Origin of the sequence: Streptomyces pseudovenezuelae, assembly GCF_001513955.1 — a bacterium.
Classification (GTDB): domain Bacteria; phylum Actinomycetota; class Actinomycetes; order Streptomycetales; family Streptomycetaceae; genus Streptomyces; species Streptomyces pseudovenezuelae.
Genome location: NZ_KQ948148.1, coordinates 884,041 through 908,089 on the forward strand (window position 1 = coordinate 884,041; position 24,049 = coordinate 908,089).

General features: G+C 72.2%; 14 protein-coding genes, 1 tRNA gene and 1 riboswitch. Of the genes, 8 read left to right on the forward strand and 7 right to left on the reverse strand.

Annotated elements, in window-relative coordinates; all coding sequences use genetic code 11:
- Window positions 1-65: 65 nt before the first annotated feature.
- The 3 genes from AQI94_RS24350 to AQI94_RS24360 all read left to right on the forward strand — a co-directional run bounded on the left by AQI94_RS24350 (window position 66) and on the right by AQI94_RS24360 (window position 2,690).
- A tRNA-Met gene (locus tag AQI94_RS24350) sits at window positions 66-139 on the forward strand.
- A 312-nt stretch (window positions 140-451) separates the two neighbouring features.
- Window positions 452-608, forward strand: a riboswitch (cyclic di-AMP (ydaO/yuaA leader).
- 11 nt (window positions 609-619) lie between these two features.
- A complete protein-coding gene (locus AQI94_RS24355; RefSeq protein WP_031044113.1) occupies window positions 620-1,645 on the forward strand; it encodes a M23 family metallopeptidase in 1,026 nt (341 codons plus the stop codon).
- Between the two features lie 100 nt (window positions 1,646-1,745).
- Window positions 1,746-2,690 carry an aldo/keto reductase gene (locus AQI94_RS24360; protein ID WP_031044111.1) on the forward strand — a complete coding sequence of 315 codons (945 nt, stop codon included), beginning with the start codon at window positions 1,746-1,748 and terminating at the stop codon, window positions 2,688-2,690.
- Between the two features lie 46 nt (window positions 2,691-2,736).
- On the opposite strand, the gene AQI94_RS24365 is transcribed toward AQI94_RS24360, so the two are convergent.
- From AQI94_RS24365 to AQI94_RS24380, 4 genes are all read right to left on the reverse strand, one after another.
- Window positions 2,737-4,146, reverse strand: a complete 1,410-nt coding sequence (locus tag AQI94_RS24365; protein WP_031044108.1) for a PrsW family intramembrane metalloprotease — start codon at window positions 4,144-4,146, stop codon at window positions 2,737-2,739.
- A gap of 50 nt (window positions 4,147-4,196) precedes the next feature.
- Window positions 4,197-5,096: a tRNA (guanosine(46)-N7)-methyltransferase TrmB gene (gene trmB, locus AQI94_RS24370; protein ID WP_031044105.1), complete on the reverse strand. Its 900-nt coding sequence runs from the start codon at window positions 5,094-5,096 to the stop codon at window positions 4,197-4,199.
- Window positions 5,097-5,839: 743 nt separating this feature from the next.
- The gene (gene lhgO / locus AQI94_RS24375) at window positions 5,840-7,060 is read right to left on the reverse strand and encodes an L-2-hydroxyglutarate oxidase (RefSeq protein WP_031051896.1); all 1,221 of its coding nucleotides are present in this window, start codon (window positions 7,058-7,060) and stop codon (window positions 5,840-5,842) included.
- Between the two features lie 73 nt (window positions 7,061-7,133).
- Window positions 7,134-8,558: a hypothetical protein gene (locus tag AQI94_RS24380; RefSeq protein WP_031051898.1), complete on the reverse strand. Its 1,425-nt coding sequence runs from the start codon at window positions 8,556-8,558 to the stop codon at window positions 7,134-7,136.
- A 683-nt stretch (window positions 8,559-9,241) separates the two neighbouring features.
- Here AQI94_RS24380 and AQI94_RS24385 point away from each other — a divergent pair.
- Together AQI94_RS24385 and AQI94_RS24390 are read left to right on the forward strand one after the other, a co-directional pair.
- Window positions 9,242-11,329, forward strand: coding sequence for an asparagine synthase-related protein (locus AQI94_RS24385; protein WP_031051900.1), 2,088 nt, complete (start codon window positions 9,242-9,244; stop codon window positions 11,327-11,329).
- A 516-nt stretch (window positions 11,330-11,845) separates the two neighbouring features.
- On the forward strand, window positions 11,846-15,112 hold the full coding sequence (locus AQI94_RS24390) for a BTAD domain-containing putative transcriptional regulator (RefSeq protein WP_031052907.1): 3,267 nt from the start codon (window positions 11,846-11,848) through the stop codon (window positions 15,110-15,112).
- On the opposite strand, the gene AQI94_RS24395 is transcribed toward AQI94_RS24390, so the two are convergent.
- Both AQI94_RS24395 and AQI94_RS24400 read right to left on the reverse strand, forming a co-directional pair.
- Window positions 15,107-17,065: a sigma-70 family RNA polymerase sigma factor gene (locus tag AQI94_RS24395; RefSeq protein WP_062229923.1), complete on the reverse strand. Its 1,959-nt coding sequence runs from the start codon at window positions 17,063-17,065 to the stop codon at window positions 15,107-15,109. The two genes, AQI94_RS24390 and AQI94_RS24395, sit on opposite strands and share 6 nt — an antisense overlap.
- Window positions 17,066-17,324: 259 nt before the next feature.
- Entirely contained in the window at window positions 17,325-18,104 is a 780-nt protein-coding gene (locus tag AQI94_RS24400) for a TetR/AcrR family transcriptional regulator (protein WP_063760172.1), read from the reverse strand.
- A 374-nt stretch (window positions 18,105-18,478) separates the two neighbouring features.
- Here AQI94_RS24400 and AQI94_RS24405 point away from each other — a divergent pair, with 374 nt between their 5' ends.
- Complete coding sequence (locus AQI94_RS24405; protein WP_031050450.1) at window positions 18,479-19,858, forward strand: NAD(P)/FAD-dependent oxidoreductase; 1,380 nt, start codon at window positions 18,479-18,481, stop codon at window positions 19,856-19,858.
- Window positions 19,859-20,079: 221 nt separating this feature from the next.
- The gene (locus AQI94_RS24410) at window positions 20,080-21,717 is read left to right on the forward strand and encodes an ATP-binding SpoIIE family protein phosphatase (RefSeq protein WP_031050449.1); all 1,638 of its coding nucleotides are present in this window, start codon (window positions 20,080-20,082) and stop codon (window positions 21,715-21,717) included.
- A gap of 83 nt (window positions 21,718-21,800) precedes the next feature.
- On the opposite strand, the gene AQI94_RS24415 is transcribed toward AQI94_RS24410, so the two are convergent.
- On the reverse strand, window positions 21,801-23,057 hold the full coding sequence (locus AQI94_RS24415) for an MFS transporter (RefSeq protein ID WP_031050440.1): 1,257 nt from the start codon (window positions 23,055-23,057) through the stop codon (window positions 21,801-21,803).
- A gap of 134 nt (window positions 23,058-23,191) precedes the next feature.
- Between AQI94_RS24415 and AQI94_RS24420 the strand changes: the two genes are divergently transcribed.
- Window positions 23,192-23,740, forward strand: a complete 549-nt coding sequence (locus AQI94_RS24420) for a MarR family winged helix-turn-helix transcriptional regulator (RefSeq protein ID WP_031050437.1) — start codon at window positions 23,192-23,194, stop codon at window positions 23,738-23,740.
- Window positions 23,741-24,049: the final 309 nt, after the last annotated feature.

Consider the following 24,049-nt stretch of genomic DNA (forward strand, 5'->3'; position numbering starts at 1 on the left):
CCGGGCCCTCAGAACAACCCTGGCGCGAACCACCTCGCGGATGACGTATGCTGGTCACACAACGACGCGGGGTGGAGCAGCTCGGTAGCTCGCTGGGCTCATAACCCAGAGGTCGCAGGTTCAAATCCTGTCCCCGCTACTCAAGGCTCAGGGGCCGGATTCCAGTTCACTGGAATCCGGCCCCTGAGTGTTTTCCCCGGTCGGAAGCCGCCCCGCGGCCTTCGTGACGCGGGGTGAGCGAGTGACCGCCCTCCGCATAACAACTGACGCACCGTCAACACCGGTGGATCGTCCGAGGCGGAGTCAACTCGCCCGTTTTTCACCGTTCATGGGCCGTAAGTCCCACGGGATTTCGTTAATGATCAAGCGGAACAGCTTGGAATCGGGCCCCCGGGTCTATTAACGTTCGATAACGCAGCGCGGTCGTCCCAGCCGTCACAAGAGACGGCTCCGTGCTCACGCGCCGAATTCCGCAAGGGAACCGGGGAACCACCACTTGGGGTGAATCGCTCGTAGTCCGCCGTGGCAGCACGGCGGGTATACGCGCGTAGGAGACCTTCCTGCTCCGAACCCGTCAGCTAACCCGGTAGGCGAGAAGGAAGGAAAGGAGCGCGCCCACGTGGCGTCCAACCCGCCTGCCCCCGAGGCGCCGTACGCACCCAGCGACACCCTTGTGTACGGCGGTTACCGCGCCGACGACGAGGCCCCGCTCGGCGAGTGGAACCCGACCGCGGACTCCCTCGCCCCCGTACGAGGCCGGCACCGCGTCGCCAAGCAGCGTGGCGGAGGATTCGCCCGTAGCTCCACCGTTCTGGGCGTCGGTGTCATAGCCGCCGTCAGCGCGGGCGGGATGGCCAGCGCCAACACCGGCAAGCCGCCGGTCTCGATCTCCATGCCCGACCTGGGCTCCGTGAGCTCGCTCATCTCGGACGACTCCGGCCCCGCCGCGGACGACACGAGCGCCTTCAGCAGCGTCGGCGCCACCACCGCCGACACCGCCACGGGCACCTCGGACGCCGGCGAGGCGCTGCGCTCGCGCATCCTGGCCCAGGCCGAGCTGCAGCAGGACCAGCTCGACACCAAGGCCGCCCAGGCCGTCGCGGCCGCCGCCGAGAAGGAGGCCGACGCGGCCGCCGCCAAGGCGGAGAAGGAAGCCCAGGAGAAGGCCGCCGCCGCGAAGAAGAAGGCGGAGGAGGCGGCCGCGAAGAAGGCCGAGGCCGAGCGCCTCGCCGAGCTCGCCAAGCAGTACACGCTGCCGACCTCGTCGTACACCATCACCGGCACCTTCGGTCAGGCCGGTTCCCTGTGGTCCTCCGGCTACCACACGGGCCTCGACTTCGCCGCCCCCACGGGCACGCTCATCAAGGCGATCCACAGCGGCACCATCACCGAGGCCGGCTGGGCCGGTTCCTACGGCTACCGCACGATCCTCACCCTCGACGACGGCACCGAGCTGTGGTTCTGCCACCAGTCCTCGATCAGCGTCAGCGTCGGCCAGAAGGTCGGTACCGGTGACGTCATCGGCCGCGTGGGCGCCACCGGCAACGTGACCGGCGCGCACCTGCACCTGGAGGTCCACCCGGGCGGCTCGGCCGACGGGATCGACCCGATGGCGTGGCTGCGCGGCAAGGGCCTCACCCCCTGAGGCTTCTGCCGGTGTTGCGGAGCGGGTGCCTCCGCTTGTTTACGAGGACTTTGCGGCCACAGCGGAAGACCGGTGTCCGACGCTTGCGTTGACGTACGACATGACTTCTCTTCGCAAGCTCGGCTCCTCCGACCTCGAGGTCTTCCCGCTCTCCCTCGGTGGCAACGTCTTCGGCTGGACCGCCGACGAGGCCACCTCCTTCGCCGTCCTCGACGCCTACACCGCGGCGGGCGGCAACTTCGTCGACACGGCCGACACGTACTCGTCGTGGGTCGAAGGCAACTCCGGCGGCGAGTCCGAGACGGTCATCGGCAACTGGCTGGCGGCCCGCGGCAACCGCGACGACGTCGTCATCGCCACGAAGGTCAGCCAGCACCCCGACTATCCGGGCCTGACCGCCGGCAACATCAAGGCCGCCGCCGACGCCTCGCTGCAGCGCCTGCGCACCGACCGCATCGACCTCTACTACACCCACTTCGACAAGCCCGAGGTGCCGGTCGAGGAGATCATCGGCGCGCTGGACGAGCTGGTGAAGGCGGGCAAGGTGCGGGCGATCGGCGCCTCCAACATCTCCGCCGCGCGGCTCTCGGAGTCCCTCGCCTTCTCCGACCGCGAGGGCCTGGCGCGCTACGTCGCCCTCCAGCCCCACTACAACCTGGTCTCCCGCGACACCTACGAAGGCGAGCTGGAGTCGGTGGCCGCCGGCGCGGGCCTGGCCGCCGTCCCGTACTACGCCCTCGCCTCCGGGTTCCTCACCGGCAAGTACCGCCCGGGCGCGACGGTCGCCAGTGCGCGGGCCGCGGGCGCCGGAAAGCACCTGGAGACCGAACGCGGCCGGAAGGTCCTCGCGGCCCTGGACGACATCGCCGAGGCCCACACGGTCCCGGTCGCCACGGTCGCCCTCGCCTGGCTCGCGGCCCAGCCGACGGTCGCGGCCCCGATCGCCTCCGCCCGCACGGTGGAACAGCTGCCGGCGCTGCTGGGGGTCGGGGAGCTGACACTGACGGAGGAGGAAGTGGCTCGCCTGACGGAGGCGTCGGCCTGACTCTCCGGCCCGTGGGCCGTCCGGCGGTGCGGAGCTCCGCCTGGATCTACGTCCGGTACGGGTTGTAGGCGGGGTACGGCGCCATCGGGTGGACCGGGTGGACCACCGGGTGGGCGGGGTGCGTCGGCTGGGACTGGTGCGCCGGGTGGGCCGGGTGCGGGGGGTGCGGGGGGTGCGGGGGGTATCCGTACACCCCGTACACCGGCCAGGGCGGTGCGGCCACAGGTACCGGGGGTGCCGTCATCCGTGCCGCGTGGTCCAGCGCCGGCCGGGCCACCTCCCGTCGCCGCCACAGCTCGTGCAGCAACTCCCGCTCCCGTACGACGAAGTCCGCGTTCGCCCGACCGAGCCGCCCGCGGCGCCGCAGGAACGCCAAGGACGTCGCGTACGCCTCGTACTGCGAGACCGCCCGCGCCGCGGCCCGTCCGCCGAACTGCCGCCGCGCGTAGTCCCGCGCCATCCGCCGCGCCCGCATCGAGCCCAGCGCATACGGCTCGACCGGCGTCAGCCACCCGGCGACGGTGTACGCGGGCAGCTCCTCGCGCACGGTTTTCAGCTCCCGCTGCCGCGTCCAGACGACCAGCCAGGTCAGCAGCGCGAACGCCGGCACCATGAACATCGCGTACACCGCGAAGAACCCGTACTCCCCGAAGGTCGACGAGCCGTTCCACATCGCGTGCATGCCCATCGCGAGCAGCAGCCCGGACAGCGGGAGCAGAACCCGCCGTATGTGCTGGCGTTCCGCCGACAGCGCGGAGATGCCGAAGCCGATGCCGGTGAGGACGGTGAACAGGGGGTGCGCGAACGGTGACATCACCACGCGCACGAAGAAGGTCGCGGCGGTGACGGAGGCGATGCCGCGGTCGCCGTTGAGCTGGTCGGTGCCGAAGGCGGTGCCGAGGTACAGGATGTTCTCGGTGAAGGCGAAACCGGTGGCGGTGACCCCCGCTATCACCACGCCGTCGACGATCCCGGTGAAGTCCCGTCTGCGGAACAGGAAGACGAGCAGTACGGCGGCGGCCTTGGCCGATTCCTCGACGATCGGCGCTATCACGGTCGCGCCCAGGGTGTCCGCGCCGGAGGGGTCGGCGGTCGCCGTCGCGATCCACTTCGTCGCGAAGCTGTTGGCGATGATCGCTATCAGGGCGGCCGCGCAGGCGCCCCAGGCGAAGGCGAACAGCAGATTGCGCCAGGGGCCCGGTTCGACCCGGTCGAGCCAGCGGAACGCGGCTATGAGCAGCGGTACGGGCAGGACGGCGAGCCCCAGCCCGACCAGGAACCCCTCGGTGCCGGTCTGTTGGCGGACCAGGGCGAGGATGACGAGCCCGGACAGCGTCAGGAGCGTGATCAGCGCGCCGTAGCGCACCCACTTCCGCTGCCACCAGTGCGCATGCCGCAGCTCACCGCCCCCGGTGGGGTCACCGGAGTACGTCGGATACGGAGGACAGGTGGCCACAGCATCGACCTTAACGAGACAGAGGCGCCGCCCGCAGGTGGAGCGAGTGCTCAGGCGCCGGTGGGGGACTGGTCGGATCGGTCGGATCGGACGCCGTGCTGTACGCGGCGGAACAGCAGGTCGTTCACGACATGTCCCTTCTCCAGTCCCTGACCCTCGAAACGGGTCAGCGGCCGGAAGTCGGGACGCGCCGCGAAACCGCCGCCCGTCTGGGTGTTCTCGAAGTCCGGGTGCGCGGTGAGCACGTCGAGCATCTGTTCCGCGTACGGCTCCCAGTCGGTCGCGCAGTGCACCAGCGCGCCGGGCCTCAGGCGGGTCGCGGCCAGGTCCAGGAACTCCGGCTGGATCAGCCGCCGCTTGTGATGACGCTTCTTGGGCCAGGGGTCGGGGAAGTACACGCGCAGTCCGTCGAGCGAGTCCCGGGTGAGCATCTCGCGCAGCAGGATGATGGCGTCGCCGTTGGCGACCCGGACGTTGGTGAGCTTCTGCTGCTCGGCGAGATTGAGCAGGTTGCCCTGCCCGGGGGTGTGCACGTCGACGGCGAGGATGTTGGTGCCGGGGTCCGCGGCGGCCATCTGCGCGGTGGCCTCACCCATCCCGAACCCGATCTCCAGCACGACGCGGTTGTCGTTCCCGAACAGCTCACCGAGGTCGATCGTGCGCTGCCCGTCGATGTCGAGGCCCCACGCGGGCCACAGACGCTGCAACGCGTCCGCCTGCCCCGCCGTCACCCGGCTGCGCCGGGGCTGGAAACTCCGGATCCGCCGCTCGAAGTGCGAGCCCGCCGGATCGGCGCTGGGCCCGTCGGGAAACCGCGGCTCCCCTTTGGCCCGGGTGTGCCGGACCGGGACACCGGGCACATGCCGAGCGCCCTCACCGGGGGCGGCGGGCCGGTCGGACCGGTCGGGCCGGGAGCGGGGGGTTTCGGGAGCGTTGAGGAAGTCAGACACAGTGGGAACGATTTTACGGTGACTTCGGCGCTGTGGGTGGGGTGGCTGCCGGGGGGCCATGCCCGGGCGGCTCGGTCCGTCGTGTGCGGGGCGGATGCGGCTGGGGCGCCCCCTGTCCGGGGCCGTCGCGTTCGGGCTCCTTGCCGGATCGTCGCGATCCTGGCGCAGGTGGGGCGGCCGGGGGTTTGTTTCGGCGTCCGCGTCGGGGCGTCCGCGTCTGGGGCACGATCGCCCTGGCCGGCGGCTTCGGTGCTCTGCGTGCGCCGCGGGCGCGTCTGCTGGGTGCAGGCAGGGGTGCGGGCGTGCAGGCGTCCGCCGCGTCCATCGTTTCCCCGCGCCCTGGCTCCGCCGTTTCCGTTGCGTCCCTGCGTCCCTGCGTCCGCCGCGTCCGCCGCGTCCGGGGGTGCCGGACCGGGGCGGCTCGCCCGAGGGGGCGCGTCCGGTGGCGTTGTCCGGCGCGGCACTCTGGGGCAGTCGCGTCCGTCGCGCCAGGGGGTGCCGGGTCGTGTCGCCCGAGGGGGGCGTGCAGTGGCGTTGTCCGGCGCGGGGCTCTGGGGCAGTCGCGCCCGTCGCGTCCGGGCGCCCGCCGCATCCGGGCGCCCGCCGCGTCCGGGCGTCCACCGCGTCAGGGGGTGCCGGATCCGGGTCGGCTCGCCCGAGGGGCGTGTGCGGGGGCTTCCTGGCGCCCGCCGCGCCCTGGCGGCCGCGTCCTGGTCATCGGCGGGGTGTGGTGTCGGTAGGGGTCATGCCGAGCGGAGGGCCTCCAGGGCCCGTCGGGCCACCTCTCGTCCGATCGGCAGGGAAGCTGTCGCCGCGGGGGAGGGCGCGTTCAGTACGTGCACCGCCCGGGGACCTTCGCGGATCAGGAAGTCGTCCACCAGCGTGCCGTCCCGGAGTACGGCCTGCGCGCGCACCCCGGCGGCCGAAGGCACCAGGTCGTCCGGGGTGACGGCGGGCAGCAGTCTCCGTACCGCCGTCGTGAACGCTCTTCGGGACACCGACCGCCGCAGCTCGCCCGTGCCGTACCGCCAGTGCCGGCGGGCTATCTGCCAGGACCCCGGCCAGGCCAGCGTGGTCCCCAGCTCCCGAGGCCGTACGGTTCTCCAGTCGTACCCCTCCCGGGCCAGCGCCGGCACCGCGTTGGGCCCGATGTGCACCCCGCCGTCGATCCCGCGCGTGAGATGCACCCCGAGGAACGGGAACGCCGGATCCGGCACCGGATACACCAGCCCCCGCACCAGCTCGGGCCGCGCCAGCGTGTAGTACTCCCCGCGGAACGGCACGATCCGCATCTCCGGGTCGTCACCGGTCATCCTGGCGATCTCGTCGCAGTGCAGCCCGGCGCAGTTCACCAGCACCCGCGCCCGTACGACGTCCCCGGCGACGGTCTGCACGGCGACCCCGAGCTCCGGGCGGCGGTCGATCCGGCGTACCTCCGCGCCGTAGCGGATCTCCGCACCCGACGCCTCGGCCAGCTGCCGCGCGACCCCCACGAAGTCGCACACGCCGGTCGTCCCGACGTGTATGGCGGCGAGCCCCTCCACCTCGGGCTCGTAGTCCGCGATCTGGGCGGCGCCCAGTTCCCGCACCGGAATGCCGTTCTCCCGGCCGCGCTGGACCAGGCCGTGCAGCCGCGGCAGCTCACTGCGCTCGGTCGCGACGATCAGCTTGCCGGTGACGGCGTGAGCGATGCCGTACTCCGCGCAGAACTTGACCATCTCGGCGGCGCCCCGCACCGCGTACCGCGCCTTCAGCGATCCCGGCTTGTAATAGATGCCGCTGTGGATCACCCCGCTGTTGCGCCCGGTCTGATGCCGGGCGGGCCCGGCCTCCTTCTCCAGCACGACGACCCGAGTGCCGGGCGCGCCGCGCGTGATCGCGTACGCCGTGGACAACCCGACAATGCCCCCACCGACCACGAGCACGTCACAGTCGTAAGCGATCCCGGACAGCACCTGCACCACCTCCCACCCCCGATAGTGCACTGCACCACTGACAGTCACTTCAAACGCAGGGAGCGGTGCCGCCGTCCGGGTCTCAAGCCGGAGCCATCAGCAGCGGCCGGGCCCGCTCCCTGAGCTCCACCACCCGGGGCTCGTCCCCGTAGGGCTCCAGCCGGTGCAGAAGGTCCTTCACGTACTCGGTGGTACGGGCCGAGGAGATGCGCCCCGCGACCTCCACCGCCCGCACGCCCTGCTCGCACGCCGCGTCGAGATTGCCCGATTCGAGCTCGGCGACCGCGGAGACGACGAGCCGCAGCCCGTGCGAACGTACGAACTCCTCCGTCGGCTTCGACAGGGCCTGCTCCGTGAAGCGGCGGACCTGGCGCGGCGCCTTCAGGTCGCGGTAGCACTCGGCCGCGTCGGCGGCGAAGCGGTCGTACGAGTAGAAGCCGAGCCAGGACGGGTCGTTGTCCCCGTCCCGGGACCGCTCCAGCCACCCCTCGGCCGCCTTGAGCGCCGCTCCGGCCGCGACGGCGTCACCCGCACGCGCGTGTGCCCGCGCCTCGACGAGCCGGAAGAAGCTCATGGTGCGGGCGGTCGCCAGCCCCCGGTTGCGCTCCAGCGCGGCCTGCGCGAGGTCGACGCCCTCGTCGCCGAAGCCACGGTAGGTCGCCTGCAACGACATGGACGCCAGCACATAACCCCCGAGGGGGACGTCAGCCGCCGCGCGGGCCAGCCGCAGCGCCTGGATGTAGTACCGCTGCGCCGCCTCCTGCTGGCCCGTGTCGAAGGCCATCCAGCCAGCGAGCCGGGTGAGTTCGGCGGAGGCGCCGAACAGTGCCCGGCCCACCTCGTCGGAGTACGCGCCGAGCAGCAGCGGTGCGGCCTCCACCCTTAAGCACTCCGGCACCATGGACGAACGCCAGTCGCCGCCTCCGTACTTGGAGTCCCAGCGCCTGGCGTCCTCGGCGGCCTCCCGCAGCTTCTGCACATCGCTGTGGCCGACTTTGAGCGGTGCGCCGGAACCGTCGGAGTGGTTCACCTCGCGCGCGACCGAGCTGTCGGCCGGGGTTATCAGCCACCGTGAGGCGGGCGTTGCGTATGCGCTCACTGCGAACGAACCGGCGAGGGACTGCCAGATGCCCCCCGCGCCGGACCGGCGGCCGGCGAGGTCCAGGCGGTAGAGCTCCGTGGCCGACCTGACGGCCTGCCCGACGTCCCTGGGGAAGGCGAGGCCCACCTCCGGCGCGGGATCCGCGTCCGCCAGGCCGATCTCGTGGAGCGGCACCGGGCGGCCGAGCTTCTGGCCGATCGCGGCCGCGATGAGGTGTGGGGCCGCACCCTGCGGCACCATCCCCTTCGACACCCAGCGCGCCACCGACGTCTTGTCGTAGCGAAGAGTCAACCCGCGTTGAGCGCCAAGATCGTTGACGCGACGCGCGAGTCCTGCGTTGCTGATTCCCGCGAGGGCGAGAACGGCGCCGAGTTTTTCGTTCGGCCCGCGTTGCTCCCTGGACATGCGCCACCCCTCGACACAGACGGCTGCCGCGCTGGCATAACCACGCGGCATTCGTAAACCCAGCGTAGTTCGCCGCATCCCAAGCGTTAAGGGGCATTGTTCCGGATGGCGGGATTGTGGTCCGTACTGAAGTGCGGGTCCGATACGCGCAGTTGCGTCGTGCTCCTGTTGTGTGGCCGTGCGCCCGTGTGTGCGCTCTTCTCCGGCCACCGGGGGAGCGCTTCCATGGATGATGCGTGGGTCGGCCCGCTGTACTGGATCCAGTGGGCTGGGGGACACCGCCGCCTACATCCCCGCGGGCGGCGGACGGGCCCGGGGGGCGAAGTGGCGTCTCCCGGGCTGCGCGCCTGTCGTGCGGCGCGCGGACTGTGCACGGAGCGTGCGCGAGCCTGTCCCCATGACGCCGATTTGGCCGAAAACCGACCCTCTCCCTCGCGGGTGATCAGCCCTCCTACCATGGCAGTTGAGGGCGCGTTAGGCGTTTTTGGGGAGCGTACCGGGGGCGCATTCGCGTCGCACACTCCTTGCCCCGCGCGGGTGTTCACAGGCGTACGCGGGAGTTCCCGGGGGCGCGTTCCCCTCATCTCGACAGGCTCCACCGGCCCTCCGGCATGCTTCCTTCATGGCAGCATGGTGACCGGTTCGAACGGTGCACTGGTTGTCCACAGCCTGTGGAGGCGTCGATGCGGTGGTTGGTGGGATGGAGCAGCACCGCCGCGGGCGTGTCCCAGATCGGGGCGGCGGGGGCGACCGGAAGCGACGGCGAGACCGTGCACCCGGTGGGTTCCCACCTCCTGTGGGGCGACCCGGATCCGCTGTGGGCGGTCGGCGACTGGCGGCCCGACGAGGTGCGCGTGATCACGGTCGACGCGCAGACCCGGATCGCGGTCCTCGGCACCTGCGGAGCCTCCGACGAACAGCTGCGGATCGGACTGCTCGCCGCGCGCGGAGGGGCACTTCGGCATCTGACGGCCTGGTCGGGGGCGTACACGGCGGTGGTCCAGGTGGGCCGCCGGATCACCGTGGGCGGCGATCTGGCGGGCGCCCGGCCGGTGTTCCACACGCCCTGGGCCGGCGGCACGGCCTACGCGACCGCGGCCCTGCCCCTCGCCGACCTCATCGAGGCCAACCTCGACTTCGGGCACCTTGCCGCGCTGCTCGCCGCTCCCGACGTACCGGCCGCGCTCCACGACTCCACGCCCTACGAGGGCGTACGGCGCATTCCGCCGGGGCACGCGCTGATCCTGCGCAACGGCGCCCGCGAGATCGCCGGTTACGAACCCGTCGCCTCCCTCGCGGTCGCCGCGCCCTCCGCCGACCCGGACAGCGCGGTCGACGCGGTACGGGACGCGCTGGTGGAGGCCGTACGCGCGCGTCTGTCCGCGCCGCGCCATGTGCCCGACATCGATCCCGGCCCGGTGCCCGGCATGGGACCCGCCGAACGGCGTGCCGCACGCGGGATGCCGGTGCCCGGGATCGGCGCCGACCTGTCCGGGGGGCCCGCGTCGGGCACGCTCGCCCTCCTGGCCGCCGGGCTGCCCGGGATGCCGGGCACGGTTCTCGGACATGGCACCGGGGCCGGTGAGCGGCTCCTCGCGGTCACCTTCAACGACCTCGCCGTGGGCGGCCGGGAGGCCGAACTGGAGCGGGCGGGGACGCTCGCGGCCAATCCCCGGCTGCACCACGTGGTCGTGACCGGCGGCGAGGAAACGCTGCCGTACGCCGAGCTGGACGGGCCCCTGACCGACGAACCCGGGCCCTGCCTGGTGACGGCGGCACGCCATCGGGCGCGGCTCGCCGCGGGCAGCGCGGACCACTTCACGGGGTACGGGGCCCGGCAGGTGCTCGACGCGCATCCGGCGCGCCTCGCGGACCTCCTCATGGACCGCAAACGGCGCCATCTGGTCCGGCCGGTGGCCGCCCTGACCAAGGCGGACGGTTCGGTGCTCGTCCCCGCGCGCGTGTACGGCGCCGCGCGGAAACTGGCCCGTACGCCGTACCGGGTCGGTCTGGAGATGCTGGCCGACCGGCTCATGCACCAGCGTTTCGACGAGCCCGGGGGCGCGGTGGGGGCGTCTCTCGCCGCGCTCACCTGGGCCAGACCGGGGCCCGCGGCGCGCTGGCTGACCGGGGAGGCGCTGGCTGAAGTATCGGTTCGCCTCCAGGGGGCCACGCACCGTTCCGGGGTCGGTCCCGGTCAGCATCCCGGCGACTTCCGCGCGCGTGCGGCGCTCGCGCGTCACGCGTCGGATCTGCGCGTCCTGGAGCAGGCCGTGGAGATCCGCTCCCAGCGGCTGCACGCGCCGTTCCTCGACAACCAGGTGGTGCGTGCCTGCCGTGCCCTCCCCGAGGCGCTGCGGGTACGGCCGGGGGCCCGCGCGGAGATCCTCCGTACGGTTCTGGAGGGCGCCGGCGTCTCCGACCTCCCGCCGGGCTGGGGCGCCCCGTCGCACGCTTCCTCGGCCGCGGCGACCCGTACGGGGTTGCGGGTGGCGGCGGACTCCCTGATGTCCCTGTTCGGCACGCCGTTGCTCGCGCAGGCGGGGCTGGTGGAGGCACGGGTCGTCCGCAAGGCGCTCCGCGCGGCGGCGGAGGGCGAGCCGCTGCCGTTGGACGGGCTGGCGGACCTGGTCTCGCTGGAACTGTGGCTCGGGCGGTTGCTGGCGCGGCGGGGGACGTGCTGGACGGGAACACCGGCACGCGCGCGTGCGGTGCCGGCGGGGATTCGGCCGCAGCGGGGGGCGTTGGGAGCGGGGGCCTCCGGCGGTTGAGGGGGTTCGGGTTCGGGTGCCGGTTCGGTGGGGGCGGGCGTTTTTGCGCAGTTCCCCGCGCCCCTGGAGGGATGGGTGGGTGGTGAGGTCGGGGCCGGGGTGGCGGGTATCCGTCCTCGGTCCGGCGCTTCTGCTGCTTCAGCTGTTCCCTGCAACGGACGCCGGCCACTGCGGGCGGACACCCCCCACCCCGCCCCCTGCGCGCCGCACCCGGCCAACGGTTCGTCGTAGCGCGCCTGACTCACCCCCCTAGGGGCGCGGGGAACTGCGCGATCAGCCACGACGGACGCGCACCCGCACCACGACCGAACCTGGCACGGTCCGTAGCAGCGCCGGTGACCGTAGCTCCCTAGGGGCGCGGGGAACTGCGCGACCAGCCACGACGGACGCGCACCCGCAACACGACCGAACCCGGCACGGTCCGTGCTCCTCAGGGGCGCGGGGAACTGCGCGATCAGCTCCCACCGGGCCGCAGCCGCAACTCGACCGAACCCGGAAGGTGGTGACAATGAAGCGGTGCGGTACAGGATTCTGGGTGTTACCCAGGCAACGGACGACGGCGGCGCCGTCATACCCCTCGGCGGGCCCCGCCTCCGGACCCTGCTCGCCGCCCTCGCCCTGCGCCCCGGCCGTACCGCGAGCCCCGAGGCGCTGATCGACGAGGTCTGGGGGGAGGAACCCCCGCAGGACGCCCCGGCCGCTCTCCAGGCTCTCGTCGGCCGTCTCCGTCGTACCGTCGGCAAGGACGCGATCGTGTCCGGTCCGGGCGGCTACCGGCTGGCCGCGGCCGAGGACGATGTGGATCTGTATGTCTTCGAGCAGTCGGTACGGCGGGGAACAGCGGCTCTGGCCCACGGTGACGCGACGACGGCCGCCAGAGAACTCTCCGCGGGACTCGCCCTGTGGCGCGGTGACGCCCTCGCCGACCTCCCCGACCGCACCGCCGCGACCCGTCCCGAGGCACTGCGCGTGGAGGCCACCCGGGCCCGGATCGAGGCGGATCTGCTGCTCGGCCGGGCCCAGGACGTCGTACCGGAACTGAAGGAGCTGACGGCGGCGCATCCGTACGACGAGCCGCTGCAGGCGCTGCTCATCCGCGCCCTGCGGGACAGCGGCCGGGGCGCCGATGCCCTCGCCGCCTACGACACCGCCCGCCGCGCGCTCGCCGACGGCCTCGGCACCGATCCGGGCCCGGAGCTGCGGGACCTGCACGGCGAGCTGCTGACCGTTCCCCTCGGTCGCCCCCGTGCCGAGCGCACCGGCAACATCCGTCCGCGCCTTACCTCTTTCGTGGGCCGGGAACCCGAACTCGACGCCATCCGTTCCGAATTGCACAGGGCCCGCCTCGTCACCCTCACCGGACCGGGCGGATCCGGAAAGACCCGTCTCGCCGAGGAAGCCGCCGCCGGGCTCCCGCAGGCGTGGCTCGTCGAGCTGGCCCCGCTCGACCGGCCGGAGGCGGTGCCCGACGCGGTGGTCAGCGCGCTCGGTCTGCGCGAGACCGTGCTCAAGACCACCGAGCTGACGGCCACGCAGGACGACCCGCTCGCCCTGCTCGTCGAGTACTGCGCATCGCGCAGCCAGCTCCTGATCCTTGACAACTGCGAACATGTCATCGAGGCGGCGGCCCGGCTCGCGGAGACCCTCCTCACCCGCTGCCCGGGGCTCACCGTCCTCGCCACCAGCCGTGAACCCCTGGGGGTGCCGGGTGAGTCCGTCCGCCCGGTCGAGCCCCTTCTCCCCGACCAGGCCCACCGCCTCTTCGCCGAGCGCGCCGCCGGCATCCGCCCCGACGCGGACGCCGTACTCGCCGACAAGGAGGCCGTCGGCGAGATCTGCCGCCGTCTCGACGGGCTGCCGCTCGCCATCGAGCTCGCCGCGGCCCGTCTGCGCCTGCTCACCCCTCGGCAGATCGCCGACCGCCTCGACGACCGCTTCCGCCTCCTGACCTCCGGAAGCCGTACCGTCCTGCCCCGCCAGCAGACCCTGCGGGCCGTCGTCGACTGGTCCTGGGAGCTGCTCGACGAGCGGGAGCGGACCCTGCTGCGGGAGGTGTCGGTGTTCGCGGGCGGCTGGGAGCTGGAGGCGGCGGAGGCGGTGTGCACCGGGCCGGCCGCGGAATGTCTCGGCGCGCTCGTGGACAAGTCCCTGATCGTGGCCACCCCGTGGGAGCGGGACGGCTCCGACCGCATGCGCTACCGCATGCTGGAGACCATCCACGAATACGCCGTCGAGCGGGCCGCGGAATGTCCCGAGCTGTGCGCCGCCGCCGAGCTCCGGCACCGCGCGTGGGTGCGCGCGCTCGTCGAGGAGGCCGAACCACAGCTGCGTTCGGCCGGGCAGCTGCCGTGGATCTCCCGCCTGGAGACCGAGCTGGACAACATCCGCGCGGCCTTCGACCGCACACTCCTGGCGGCCGACGAGACGCAGGCCGCCGCCCTGGTCCTCGGCGTGGGCTGGTTCTGGTGGCTGCGCAACTACCGCCGCGAGGGCATGAGCTGGGTGGGCAGGGTTCTGCGACTCGGGGTGGCCCTGGACAGGGCGGCCATGACGGAGCGGTCGCGCACACCGTCCGACGAGGAGGAACTGGACCCGGTCGACGCCTTCCTCGCGGCCGCCCACACCGCGGCGGACCACCCGGCACACCGCCGGCGCATGAACCTGCGCATGCTCCATCTCTTCCTCATGGCCGAGACCGAGCCCATGGACGGCGACCCGGACCCCCGCCTGCGCCGCTATGTGGCCCTCGTCCGGAACCACTTCGAGCAGGGCGGTCCCGACGCCGCGCGTTTCCCCGGCATCGTCTGGCCCATGATCGGGCTCATGCTGAAGGACCCGGTGGACATCCGCCCCCTGATGGACACCTCCGTCGCCCACTGCCGGGCCCACGGCGACGAGTGGGCCGTGGCCGTCGCCCTGATGTTCCGCACCCACATGGTGGTCGACTCCCCGGGCGGCATGACCGGCGTCGACGAGGATCTGGAGGAACTCCGCGTCCTCAGCCGCCGTGCGGGCGACCGCTGGCTCCGCGCCCAGGTCAGCAGCGCGGCGGGCGAGGCGGCCATGGCCCGCGGCCGCCCCGCGCAGGCCAGGGAGGAGTACGAGGAGTCACTGCGCCTCGCCTACGAGGTGGGGGCGTACGCCGAGACGCCGTTCCTCATCGCCCGGCTCGCCGAGGTCGCCTACCGCACAGGTGACCGCGCGACCGCGCTGACCACCCTGGACGAGGCGAGCGCCGCCGGCGACCGGTACGGCGTCCCGGAGACCCGGGCGTTCGTCAGGCTGATGCGGGCCCACATCGCCCTGGAGGACAAGGACACCGCCCGCGCGCGCGAGTTGGTCGACGTCGTGCGCGAGCAGATCGGCCAGGCGCCTCCACCACCCCAGTTCACGGTGATGCTGAACTCGATCGCCGCGATGGTGACGGCCGCCGAGTCGGGCCCGGCGCACGGTTTGCCGCCGCTGGCGGACACCGTCCGGGAGGCGATCGAGAAGCGGTGTTCCGACATGGTCGTGGCCACGCTCGTGGAGTGCGCGGCCGCCCTGCTCTGCGACCTCGGCGACCTCCCGCGCGCGGTCCGGCTGCTCGCCGCCGCCGAGCGGTGGCGCGGCGGCGACCCGCGCTCTCACCCCGAGCGCGTGGAGGCGGAGCGCGCCGAGGCCGAGGCACGCACCGGCCTGGGCCCCGTGCGCTACGCGGCGGAACACACCCGGGGCACGGCCCTCACCCCGGCCGAGGCCCTCGCCGAACTCGACGAGGTGGCGCGAACCCGCGCGTCATGAACACCTGAACTTCGACTCCGCCCAGTCCGCGAGCATCAGATCGTCGAAGGGGCTGTGCGGCTCGACCACCAGCCGTACGGTCCTGTGGCCGGCGAGGTTCACATGGACGGGCACGGCCGGGTCGCCGCCCTCCACGAGCCCGGACCGCCACAGCCGGACCCCGTCGGCGTAGACGGAGAAGTAGACCTTGCCGAGGCCCAGCGTCATGTCGTCCACGCCGACCATCGCGTCGTAGGCGGAGCAGGTGCGGTTGAGGTCGATCGTGACGGAGGAGCGGCCGTGCACGGTCACGCCGTGCGCGTACTTCCGGTCGGCGACCGAGACGCCGTAGCGCTGCCACACCCAGCTGCTCTCGCCGATCCGCATCTCGGGCCCGCTGCCGTCGCCGGAGATGTCGTAGGCCAGCTCGCTCCACTGGTACACGGCCGGCGGGGGAGGGGGAGGAGGCGGCGGTGTCGGTTCGGGCGTGGGGGTGGGCGTGGGCTCGGGCTTCGGGGGTGGCGTCGGTTTCGGGGTGGGGGTCGGCGTAGGAGTCGGGGTGGGGGTGGGACGTGGGGTGGGCGTGGCGGTCGGTGTCGGGGATTTGGCGGCCGCGACGGGGATCCACGGAGGCGCGGGATCGGGCGTCTTCGGGGAGGGCGTCGGGTCGGCGGGGTCGGCCGGGTCGACCACGGGTGCGGACGCGGGGGGCTTGGCGTCCGGTTTTCTGGCCGGACTGTCGTCTCCGATCAGCGCGAGCGCCACCGCGGCGGCGGCCACGGCGACCACCCCGGCCGCGATGCCCGCCTTCACCGGTGCGCCGAGCCCCTCCGAGGCCGCGGCGCCGCCCGCCCCGCCCGAGGAGCTCCCGCTCGCCGCGGCGGCCGCGCCCGCGGCACCCGCCGCTCCCGCCCCGGCGCCGCCCGCGATGAGTCCGACGGCCTTGGCGTACCCCGCCGCCCCGAACCAGCCGATGACCGCGAGCGGTACGACGGCGGGGATACCGCCGGCGACTTCCTTGATCTGGCCCGCGGCCAGCCGGCACTTTGCGCACTCCTCCAGGTGCTTGCGCAGACCCCGTTCGGCACGGGTGCGCAGGCTGCCGCGGGCGTAGGCGCCGAGCCGGTCGGCGTAGCGGGCGCACTCCTCGTCGGTGGCCAGGGCCGTGCTGACGTGGGCCTGGAGGTAGGCCTGCTTGAGGCCCTCGCGGGCGCGGCTGGCCAGCACGCGGGTGCCGTTGGCGTCGAGCCCGAAGAGGGTGGCGACCTCGCTCGGTGACTCGTCCTCGACCTCGGTGTGCCACAGCACGGCCTGCCAGCGCTCCGGCAGCGACCGGAAGGCCTGCATGGCCATGGACTGCTCGGCGTCGTGCATCGCGCGCACGTCCGCGCCGACGTCCAGGCCCGCTCCGAAGGAGCCGAGGGAGGCAGTGTCCTCGGACACCTCGGAGGTGCGCGCGGCCTGGGCGGCGAACACCGCGAAGTCGTCGACGAGCTGCTCCCGCTTCGCCGACTGCGTCCAGCCGGCCGCGACGCGGCGGACGCTGGTGAGCAGATAGGCGCGTACGGCGTGTTCGGGGCCGTGGCCGCCGCGTACGGCCTGGAGCATGCGGGCGAAGACCTCTGCGGTGAGGTCGTCGGCGGTGTGAGCGTCGCGGCAGCAGGTGCGGGCGTAGCGGCGGACCGCGCCCGCGTGGCGGCGGTAGAGCGCCTCGTAGGCCGTGTCGTCGCCGGAGCGCATGCGCTCGATCAGGTCGGCGTCGGGCGGGGGCATCTCCCTGAGCGGCGGCAGGACGCCGCCGTCCTCGCGCCGGTCGCGCTGTGCCGGGACGCTGCCCTCGACGGGTTCGCCGCCCTGAGCCGGGATGCCGCCCTGGGGGATGCCCGCGCGGCCCCCCTGACCCGGCACCTGCGGAGTTCCCCCGGCTTCCCCGTCGCCCTCACCGAGGGGTTCGTCCCGCCCGTCAACGCTCATCGCGGAATGCCCCCGCCGCCGGCCCAACCAGTCCCGAACACCGGGTCAGAGTGCCATATTGGCTTTTGGTCAGTGCCCTGCGGTACGACGCTTCCACTCGTCCGTGGGGACTTCCCGCACGGCAGTACTGAGCATCACCCACATGGGGAAGACCCAACTGTCACGGCCGGTGCAGGAGTTGGTCGACACATCCGAAAAACGCCGGAATGTTCCGGGGTGCGACCGGAAGCCGGCCGCACCCCGTTGTCACCCTTTCGAGTCACACCGGCCGGGACCGCAGCCCCTCCAGCAGGATGTCCAGCAGCCGCGCCGAGGCCGCCGCCTGCTGCGCCGCGTCCGGCAGCGAGGGCGCCGCGGTCGCGATCACCAGCAGGACGTCCGACACCGACACGTCGGTCCGCAGCTCACCGGCCGCCCGCGCCCGGTCCACGAGCCGGCCCACGACCTCCAGCAGCGCCGCGGCCCCGGCGTCGTCGGCGGAGACCATCGGGTCCTCCTCCGGCACCAGCCGCAGCTCTCCGGAGCCCGGGGTCGTCCGCTGCTGCGGCACCCGCGCCCCGTCGTAACCGTCGGACACCTCGTCGGCGACCCCGACCCGCAGCACCTGCGGCGGCAGCAGCCGCCCGGCACCGGACGCGACCGACGTGCGCAGGAAGCGCGACAGCGCCGACCACGGCTCGTCCTCCTGACCGAGCGCCGCTCGCGCCTGGTCGGTCAGCCGGGAGGTCTCCTCCTCGGCTATCCGCCGGACCAGGACGTCCTTGCTCGGGAAGCGCCGGTACACCGTGCCGACACCGACCCGGGCGCGTCGCGCCACGTCCTCCATCGGCGCGCCGTAACCCAGCTCGCCGAAGACCTCGCGCGCCGCGCGCAGTACGTGTTCCAGGTTGCGCTGTGCGTCCACGCGCAGCGGGGCCGAACGCGATGCGTCCCGTCCATTGCCCGCCGCGCTCATCGTCGAACCCATCGCGCCGCCCATCGCCCCGCCACCGGGTGCGATGGCGGACGCGGTAGACCAATGAGAGTCCTGAATGTGCATAAATGATCCCCCGGTAATGACGTCTCCCCCCGGAGACTCTCCCCGCCATCGATAGCCGGAGCGTGCGGAACGAGCCCGTTTCGCGAGTCCGCCCGTCGCGGACCCGGAGCGCATCCCCCTACACCCCGTCGACACACGAACATAGTTGAGTGGGGGTCAATTCAGAAGGGGCAGGTTCCGCACGGAGCGCCCCCCGATCGGAGTACGGGCGGCAAACGCCCCGATTGCACCCCCTGCGCCCGCCCGGCGCACACCTGTTGACCTGCGAAGCTTCCGCGCCCTCCGGCGATTCGCCCGCCCCGGCGCGCCGACGACTTCCGGTCACACAATTTGTCGAGGCTGTGGACAAACTCAAGCGACGGGTGCGTCATGGGATGGTGAAGGAACGTGCGCGCATTCTGGTTGTCGGCGGTGGCTACGTAGGGATGTACACGGCTCTGCGTCTGCAGCGGAAGCTGAAACGGGAACTCGACGGGGGTGGGGTCGAGATCACGATCGTCACACCCGACCCCTACATGACCTATCAGCCGTTCCTGCCGGAGGCGGCCGCCGGATCCATCTCCCCGCGCCATGTCGTCGTACCGCTGCGCCGCGTCCTCGACCGCTGCCGCATCATCGTCGGCGAGGTCACCGCGATCGACCACGCCCGGCGCACGGCCTCCGTCACCACCCTTGCCACCGAGGAGGAGCACACCGGCGGCGAACAGTTGTCGTACGACGAACTCGTCCTCGCCCCGGGTTCGATCGCGCGCACGCTGCCGATCCCCGGGCTCGCCGACCACGGCATCGGGTTCAAGACGGTCGAGGAGGCCATCGGCCTGCGCAACCACGTCATCGAACAGATGGACATCGCCTCCTCCACCCGCGACCCCGCGATCCGCGACGCGGCCCTCACCTTCGTCTTCGTCGGCGGCGGCTACGCGGGCGTGGAGGCGCTCGGCGAGCTGGAGGACATGGCCCGCTACACCGCGCGGTACTACCACAACGTCCTCCCCGAGGACATGAAGTGGATCCTCGTCGAGGCCTCCGACCGCATCCTTCCCGAGGTCGGCGAGGAGATGGGCCGCTACACGGTGAGCGAGCTGCGCCGCCGCAACATCGACGTACGGCTCAACACCCGCCTGGAGTCCTGTGTGGACCGCGTCGCCGTCCTCAGTGACGGCAACCGCTTTCCCACGCGTACGGTCGTGTGGACCGCCGGCGTGAAACCCAGCCCGCTCCTCGCCGCCACCGACCTCCCGCTCAATGAGCGAGGTCGGCTGAAATGCACCCCCCGTCTCACCGTCGAGGGCACCACGCACGCGTGGGCGGCCGGGGACGCGGCAGCCGTTCCCGACGTCACCGCCGAGGAGCCCGGCAGGGAGACGGCCCCCAACGCCCAGCACGCCGTCCGCCAGGCCAGGGTCCTCGGCGACAACATCGCGCACGCGCTGCGCGGCGAGCCCCTGGAGACGTACTCCCACAAGTACGTCGGCTCGGTCGCCTCACTGGGCTTGCACAAGGGTGTCGCGTACGTCTACGGACGCAAACTGAAGGGCTACCCTGCCTGGTTCATGCACCGCGTCTACCACCTCAGCAGGGTCCCCACCTTCAACCGCAAGGCCCGTGTCCTGGCCGAATGGATCCTGTCGGGGCTCTTCAAGAGGGAGATCGTCTCCCTCGGCTCACTCGAACATCCCCGAGCGGAGTTCGAACTCGCGGCCGGTGGAAAGCATCCTCACGACCCGACGAACGACCCGAAGGGGTCGTCCTGACCGGACCGAGGAACTCCACGGACCGCCCCGGCGTCTGACGAATGTCGACCCGGTCGGTCACCCTGCCAGACTGGTGCCCGACTTCGGACGGGCAGCCGCCCGCCCCTCGAACCAAGAGGTTTTCCCACCGTGCTGCACCCCCGGGCTGCCGTCCCCAGCCCCCCGGCCGGGCCCGGAGCCGGCCCGAAGACGCCGAAGACGACGACACGAGGCAAGGATTCGTGAACTTCACGCGCTGGAGCGCCCGCCTCCCCGGAACGCAGCGCCGCGCGGCAGCGCGGACCGACGACCTGGTCACCGAGGACCGCCTGAGCGAGGGAGCCGTCCCCGCGGCCCGCGCCGAACAACTGACCGTGCCGGCCCCCGCCGTCGACGAACTTCCCGTCCGCGAAGTCCTCGACCGTGTCCCCGCCCTCGTCGCCCTCGTCCACGGCCCCGACCACCGCCTCGCCTACGTCAACGACGCCTATGTGGTCGCCTTCGGCCTGCGCCCCACGGGCGAACCGGCCCGCCAGGCCCTCCCGGAGCTGGAGGAGATCGGCCTGCTCCCGCTCCTCGACCAGGTCCTGCGCAGCGGCAAGCCGCGCACGGTCAAGTCCCGCAAGGCCCCCGACGGCCGTTCCTACACCTTCACCTGCACCCCGGTGACCCAAGGAGACGGGGGCGGCGGGGGTGTTCTCGTCTTCGCGACCGACGTCACCGACCACGCCGAGGCCGCCGAGCGCCTCAGAGCCAGCGAGCGCCGCCAGCGCGAGACCGCCGTCACCCTCCAGCGCAGCCTGCTCCCCCAAGAACTCGAAGAACCCGACGACCTGCGCATCGCCGCCACCTACCACCCGGGCGGCACGGAGGCCGCGGTCGGCGGCGACTGGTACGACGTCATCACGCTCGGCGGCGGCCGCACGGCCCTGGTCATCGGCGACGTCATGGGCCGCGGGGTCCGCGCGGCGGCGGTCATGGGCCAACTCCGCACAGCGGTCAGGGCGTACGCCCGCCTGGACCTCCCGCCGCACGAGATCCTCCAGCTCCTCGACGGCCTCGCCATGGAGATCGACGCCAACCAGATCGCCACCTGCGTGTACGCCATCCACGACCCGAACGAGGGCAAGCTGGTCTACGCCTCGGCCGGCCACCTGCCCATCCTGGTCCGCGACGAGAGCGGCGTCGTCCTGCGCGCCGACGAACCCACCGGCCCGCCCCTGGGCACCGGCGGCTGGATGCACGCCTCGGGCTCCATCCCGCTCGGCCCCGGTTCCACAGCCGTCCTCTACACCGACGGCCTGGTCGAGCGCCGCAACGAGGACCTGGACGAGGGCATCGCGGCTCTCGAACGCGCCCTGGCCGGCGCCACCGGCACTCCCCAGGTGATCTGCGACCGTCTGGTCCGCTCGGCCGGCGTCACCGCGGAACACGACGACGACGTGGCCGTCATGGTCCTCCAGCACCCGGCCCACACCGGCCCCGACAGCGATCTCTTCCGCAACGCAGCGCTGGAACTGCTGGGCGGCGTCGAGGCGGCTCCACGCGCGCGTGCGTTCGCCTCCGGCGTGCTGACGAGCTGGCGGTTCCCGGTCGAACTGCACGACCTCGGCGTGCTGGCGGTGAGCGAACTCGTCGCCAATTCCCTTCAGCACGGGATGCCCCCCATGCGGCTGCGGCTCCGTCGCACCGACCGGCGGCTGATCGTCGAGGTGACGGACGGGGACGACCACCTGCCCCGGCGCCGCAGAGCCGAACCCGGTGACGAGTCCGGCCGCGGGATCGCCATCGTGGCGACCATCGCGTCGAACTGGGGGTCGCGGCGGACGCCGGGGGGCGGGAAGGCGGTCTGGTGCGAGTTCGTGCTGCCGAAGGGGTAGCGCCGTAGCGGTGCCTGGTCGGTGCCGGGTGCCGGTCCGTTGCGCCTGGTCGCGCAGTTCCCCGCGCCCCCGCTGGGTTGCGGCTAGGCCGCCACGGACTCCGCCGTGGCTCCACCCTGGGCCACGACTCGGCTCTTCCTCAGCGCCGGCTGGTTCTGCACCGGGGTCAGCTGCCTGCCCAGGCGCACGGCCAGGTAGGTGATGCCCAGCGAGAACAGCAGGAACGTCACGATGTACGGGGCGTGCAGCGAGGCCCCCATCGGGCCGCCCACCGCCGGGCCGACCGCCAGGGCGAGCTGCTTCACCAGGGCGAAGGCGGAGTTGTACTGACCCGCCATCCCCTCCGGCGCCAGATCGGCCACCAGCGGTGCCACCGTCGGCGACAGCATCGCCTCGCCCAGCCCGAAGAGCGCGTACGTCGACACGAACGCGGCCGTGGCCATCTCCTGGCTGCCGTGGCCGAGCCCGGCGTAGCCCGCGGTGACCCAGGCCACGGCCCAGATGAGTCCGACCAGGGCGATCACCCGGGACCGCCGCCGGCGCTCGACGAACCTCAGCACGGCGAACTGCGCGACCACGATCATCGCGGTGTTGGCGGCCAGGGCCGTGCCCAGCGCGGAGGTGGAGATGCCGGCGGCCTCGACGCCGTACGCACTCAGTCCGGACTCGAACTGTCCGTAGCACGCGAAGAACAGCACGAAGCCCAGCACGCACAGCTGCACCATGGCGCGGTTGCCGAGCAACTGCTTCCAGCTGCCCTTGGCGGACCGCGTCGGGGCGCCCTCGATGCGCGGGGCGTGCGGCAGCCGCAGGGTCGCCATCACGACCACCAGCAGCAGGAACATCGCCGCCTCGATCGCGAACAGCAGAGTGAAGGACGCCGCGCTCGACGTGTCGACGAGATGGCCGCCGATGAGACCGCCGACACCGAGGCCGAGGTTCTGCAGGAAGAACTGCGTCGCGAAGGCCCGGGACCGCGTCTCCGACGTGGAACAGTCCACGATCATCGTGGCCAGCGCAGGCTGCATCACGGCCTGACCGGCACCGAGCGCGGCCGCCGACAGCAGCACGGTGGGCGCGCTGCCCGCCAGACCGAGGCTCAGCGATCCGAGCGCGGCCATGACCAGAGCGGTGAGCAGCACCGGCAGCGGACCACGCCGGACGATCGCCCGCCCGGCGAACGGCAGCACGACCAGCGCCGCCACGGCGAAGACAGCGAGGACCAGCCCCGCTGTCATGGCCCCAAGGCCCCGCACCTGCGCCACGTAGACGTACAGATAGGGGACGGTGAAACCGAGCCCGAACGCGCTGAGTGCGTTGCCCACGTGGATCCGACGCATCTCTGCGCCCCTCGCCCTGGTCACGTTCACCTCTCTCACTAGTTAGGAGTGAAGACTTCAAAGCTAAAGTTCGAAGCTAAAGAGTACATACCAAAGGACTTCAAGGCAAAGGAGGTGCGTGCCATACTGCGGCCATGGCCGAGACCCCCGGCGTCCCCGAGCCGACGCTCGAGGAACAGATCGCCGCCTACCAGCGCGAGTTCCAGGACCTCGACCCCCAGGTCGAGCAGATCGTCTCGGCGCTGTCCCGGCTGAACCGCCGTATGAACGTCGCCTACGGCCGCCAGACCGCCGACCTCGGGATCAGCAACGCCGAGTGGGAGGTCCTCAAGGCGCTCGTGCTCTCCGGCGCCCCCTACCGGATGGGTCCCAGTGACCTCGCCAAGCGCCTCGGCCTCACGCCGGCCGCGATGACCCACCGGATCGACCGCATGCTCGCCGAAGGACTGGTGACCCGGGAGCGGGACGAGTCCAACCGCGTCCGCGTGATCGTGGAGCTCACCGCCGAGGGCCGCGAGAAGTGGCTGGCGGCGATGCGCCTCGCCACGGTCTTCGAGGAGGACCTGCTCCAGGACCTGTCCGCGGAGGAGCGCAACACCCTCGGGGACGTCCTCACCCGGCTCCTGCGTAGGGTGGAGCACGCACAGCCGGACGCCGGCGGGCGACTGAGCGACCTCGACTGAAAAGATCTTGACAGCGGGTGCTTGACAGCCCCCTGCCGGATCCGTAAAGTTCTTCGGGTTGCCGCGGGGCCGTAACGGTTCTGCGGTGGCACCTCCGCCGCGAGAGCGGCCACTCAAACCATCAGAACGATCTCCCAGCCGGGATGAATTCGGCGTGCCCGAATTCAATTCGATTTGGGTGCGGCCCCTCGATTTGGGACCGCAGCGAGAGTCCGCTAAGGTTTGAGACGTCGGAACGGCCCAACGGCCGGGAAGACAAGCCCCGCTGACTGGGAATCAGGCCCGAAAGGATCTGATAGAGTCGGAAAC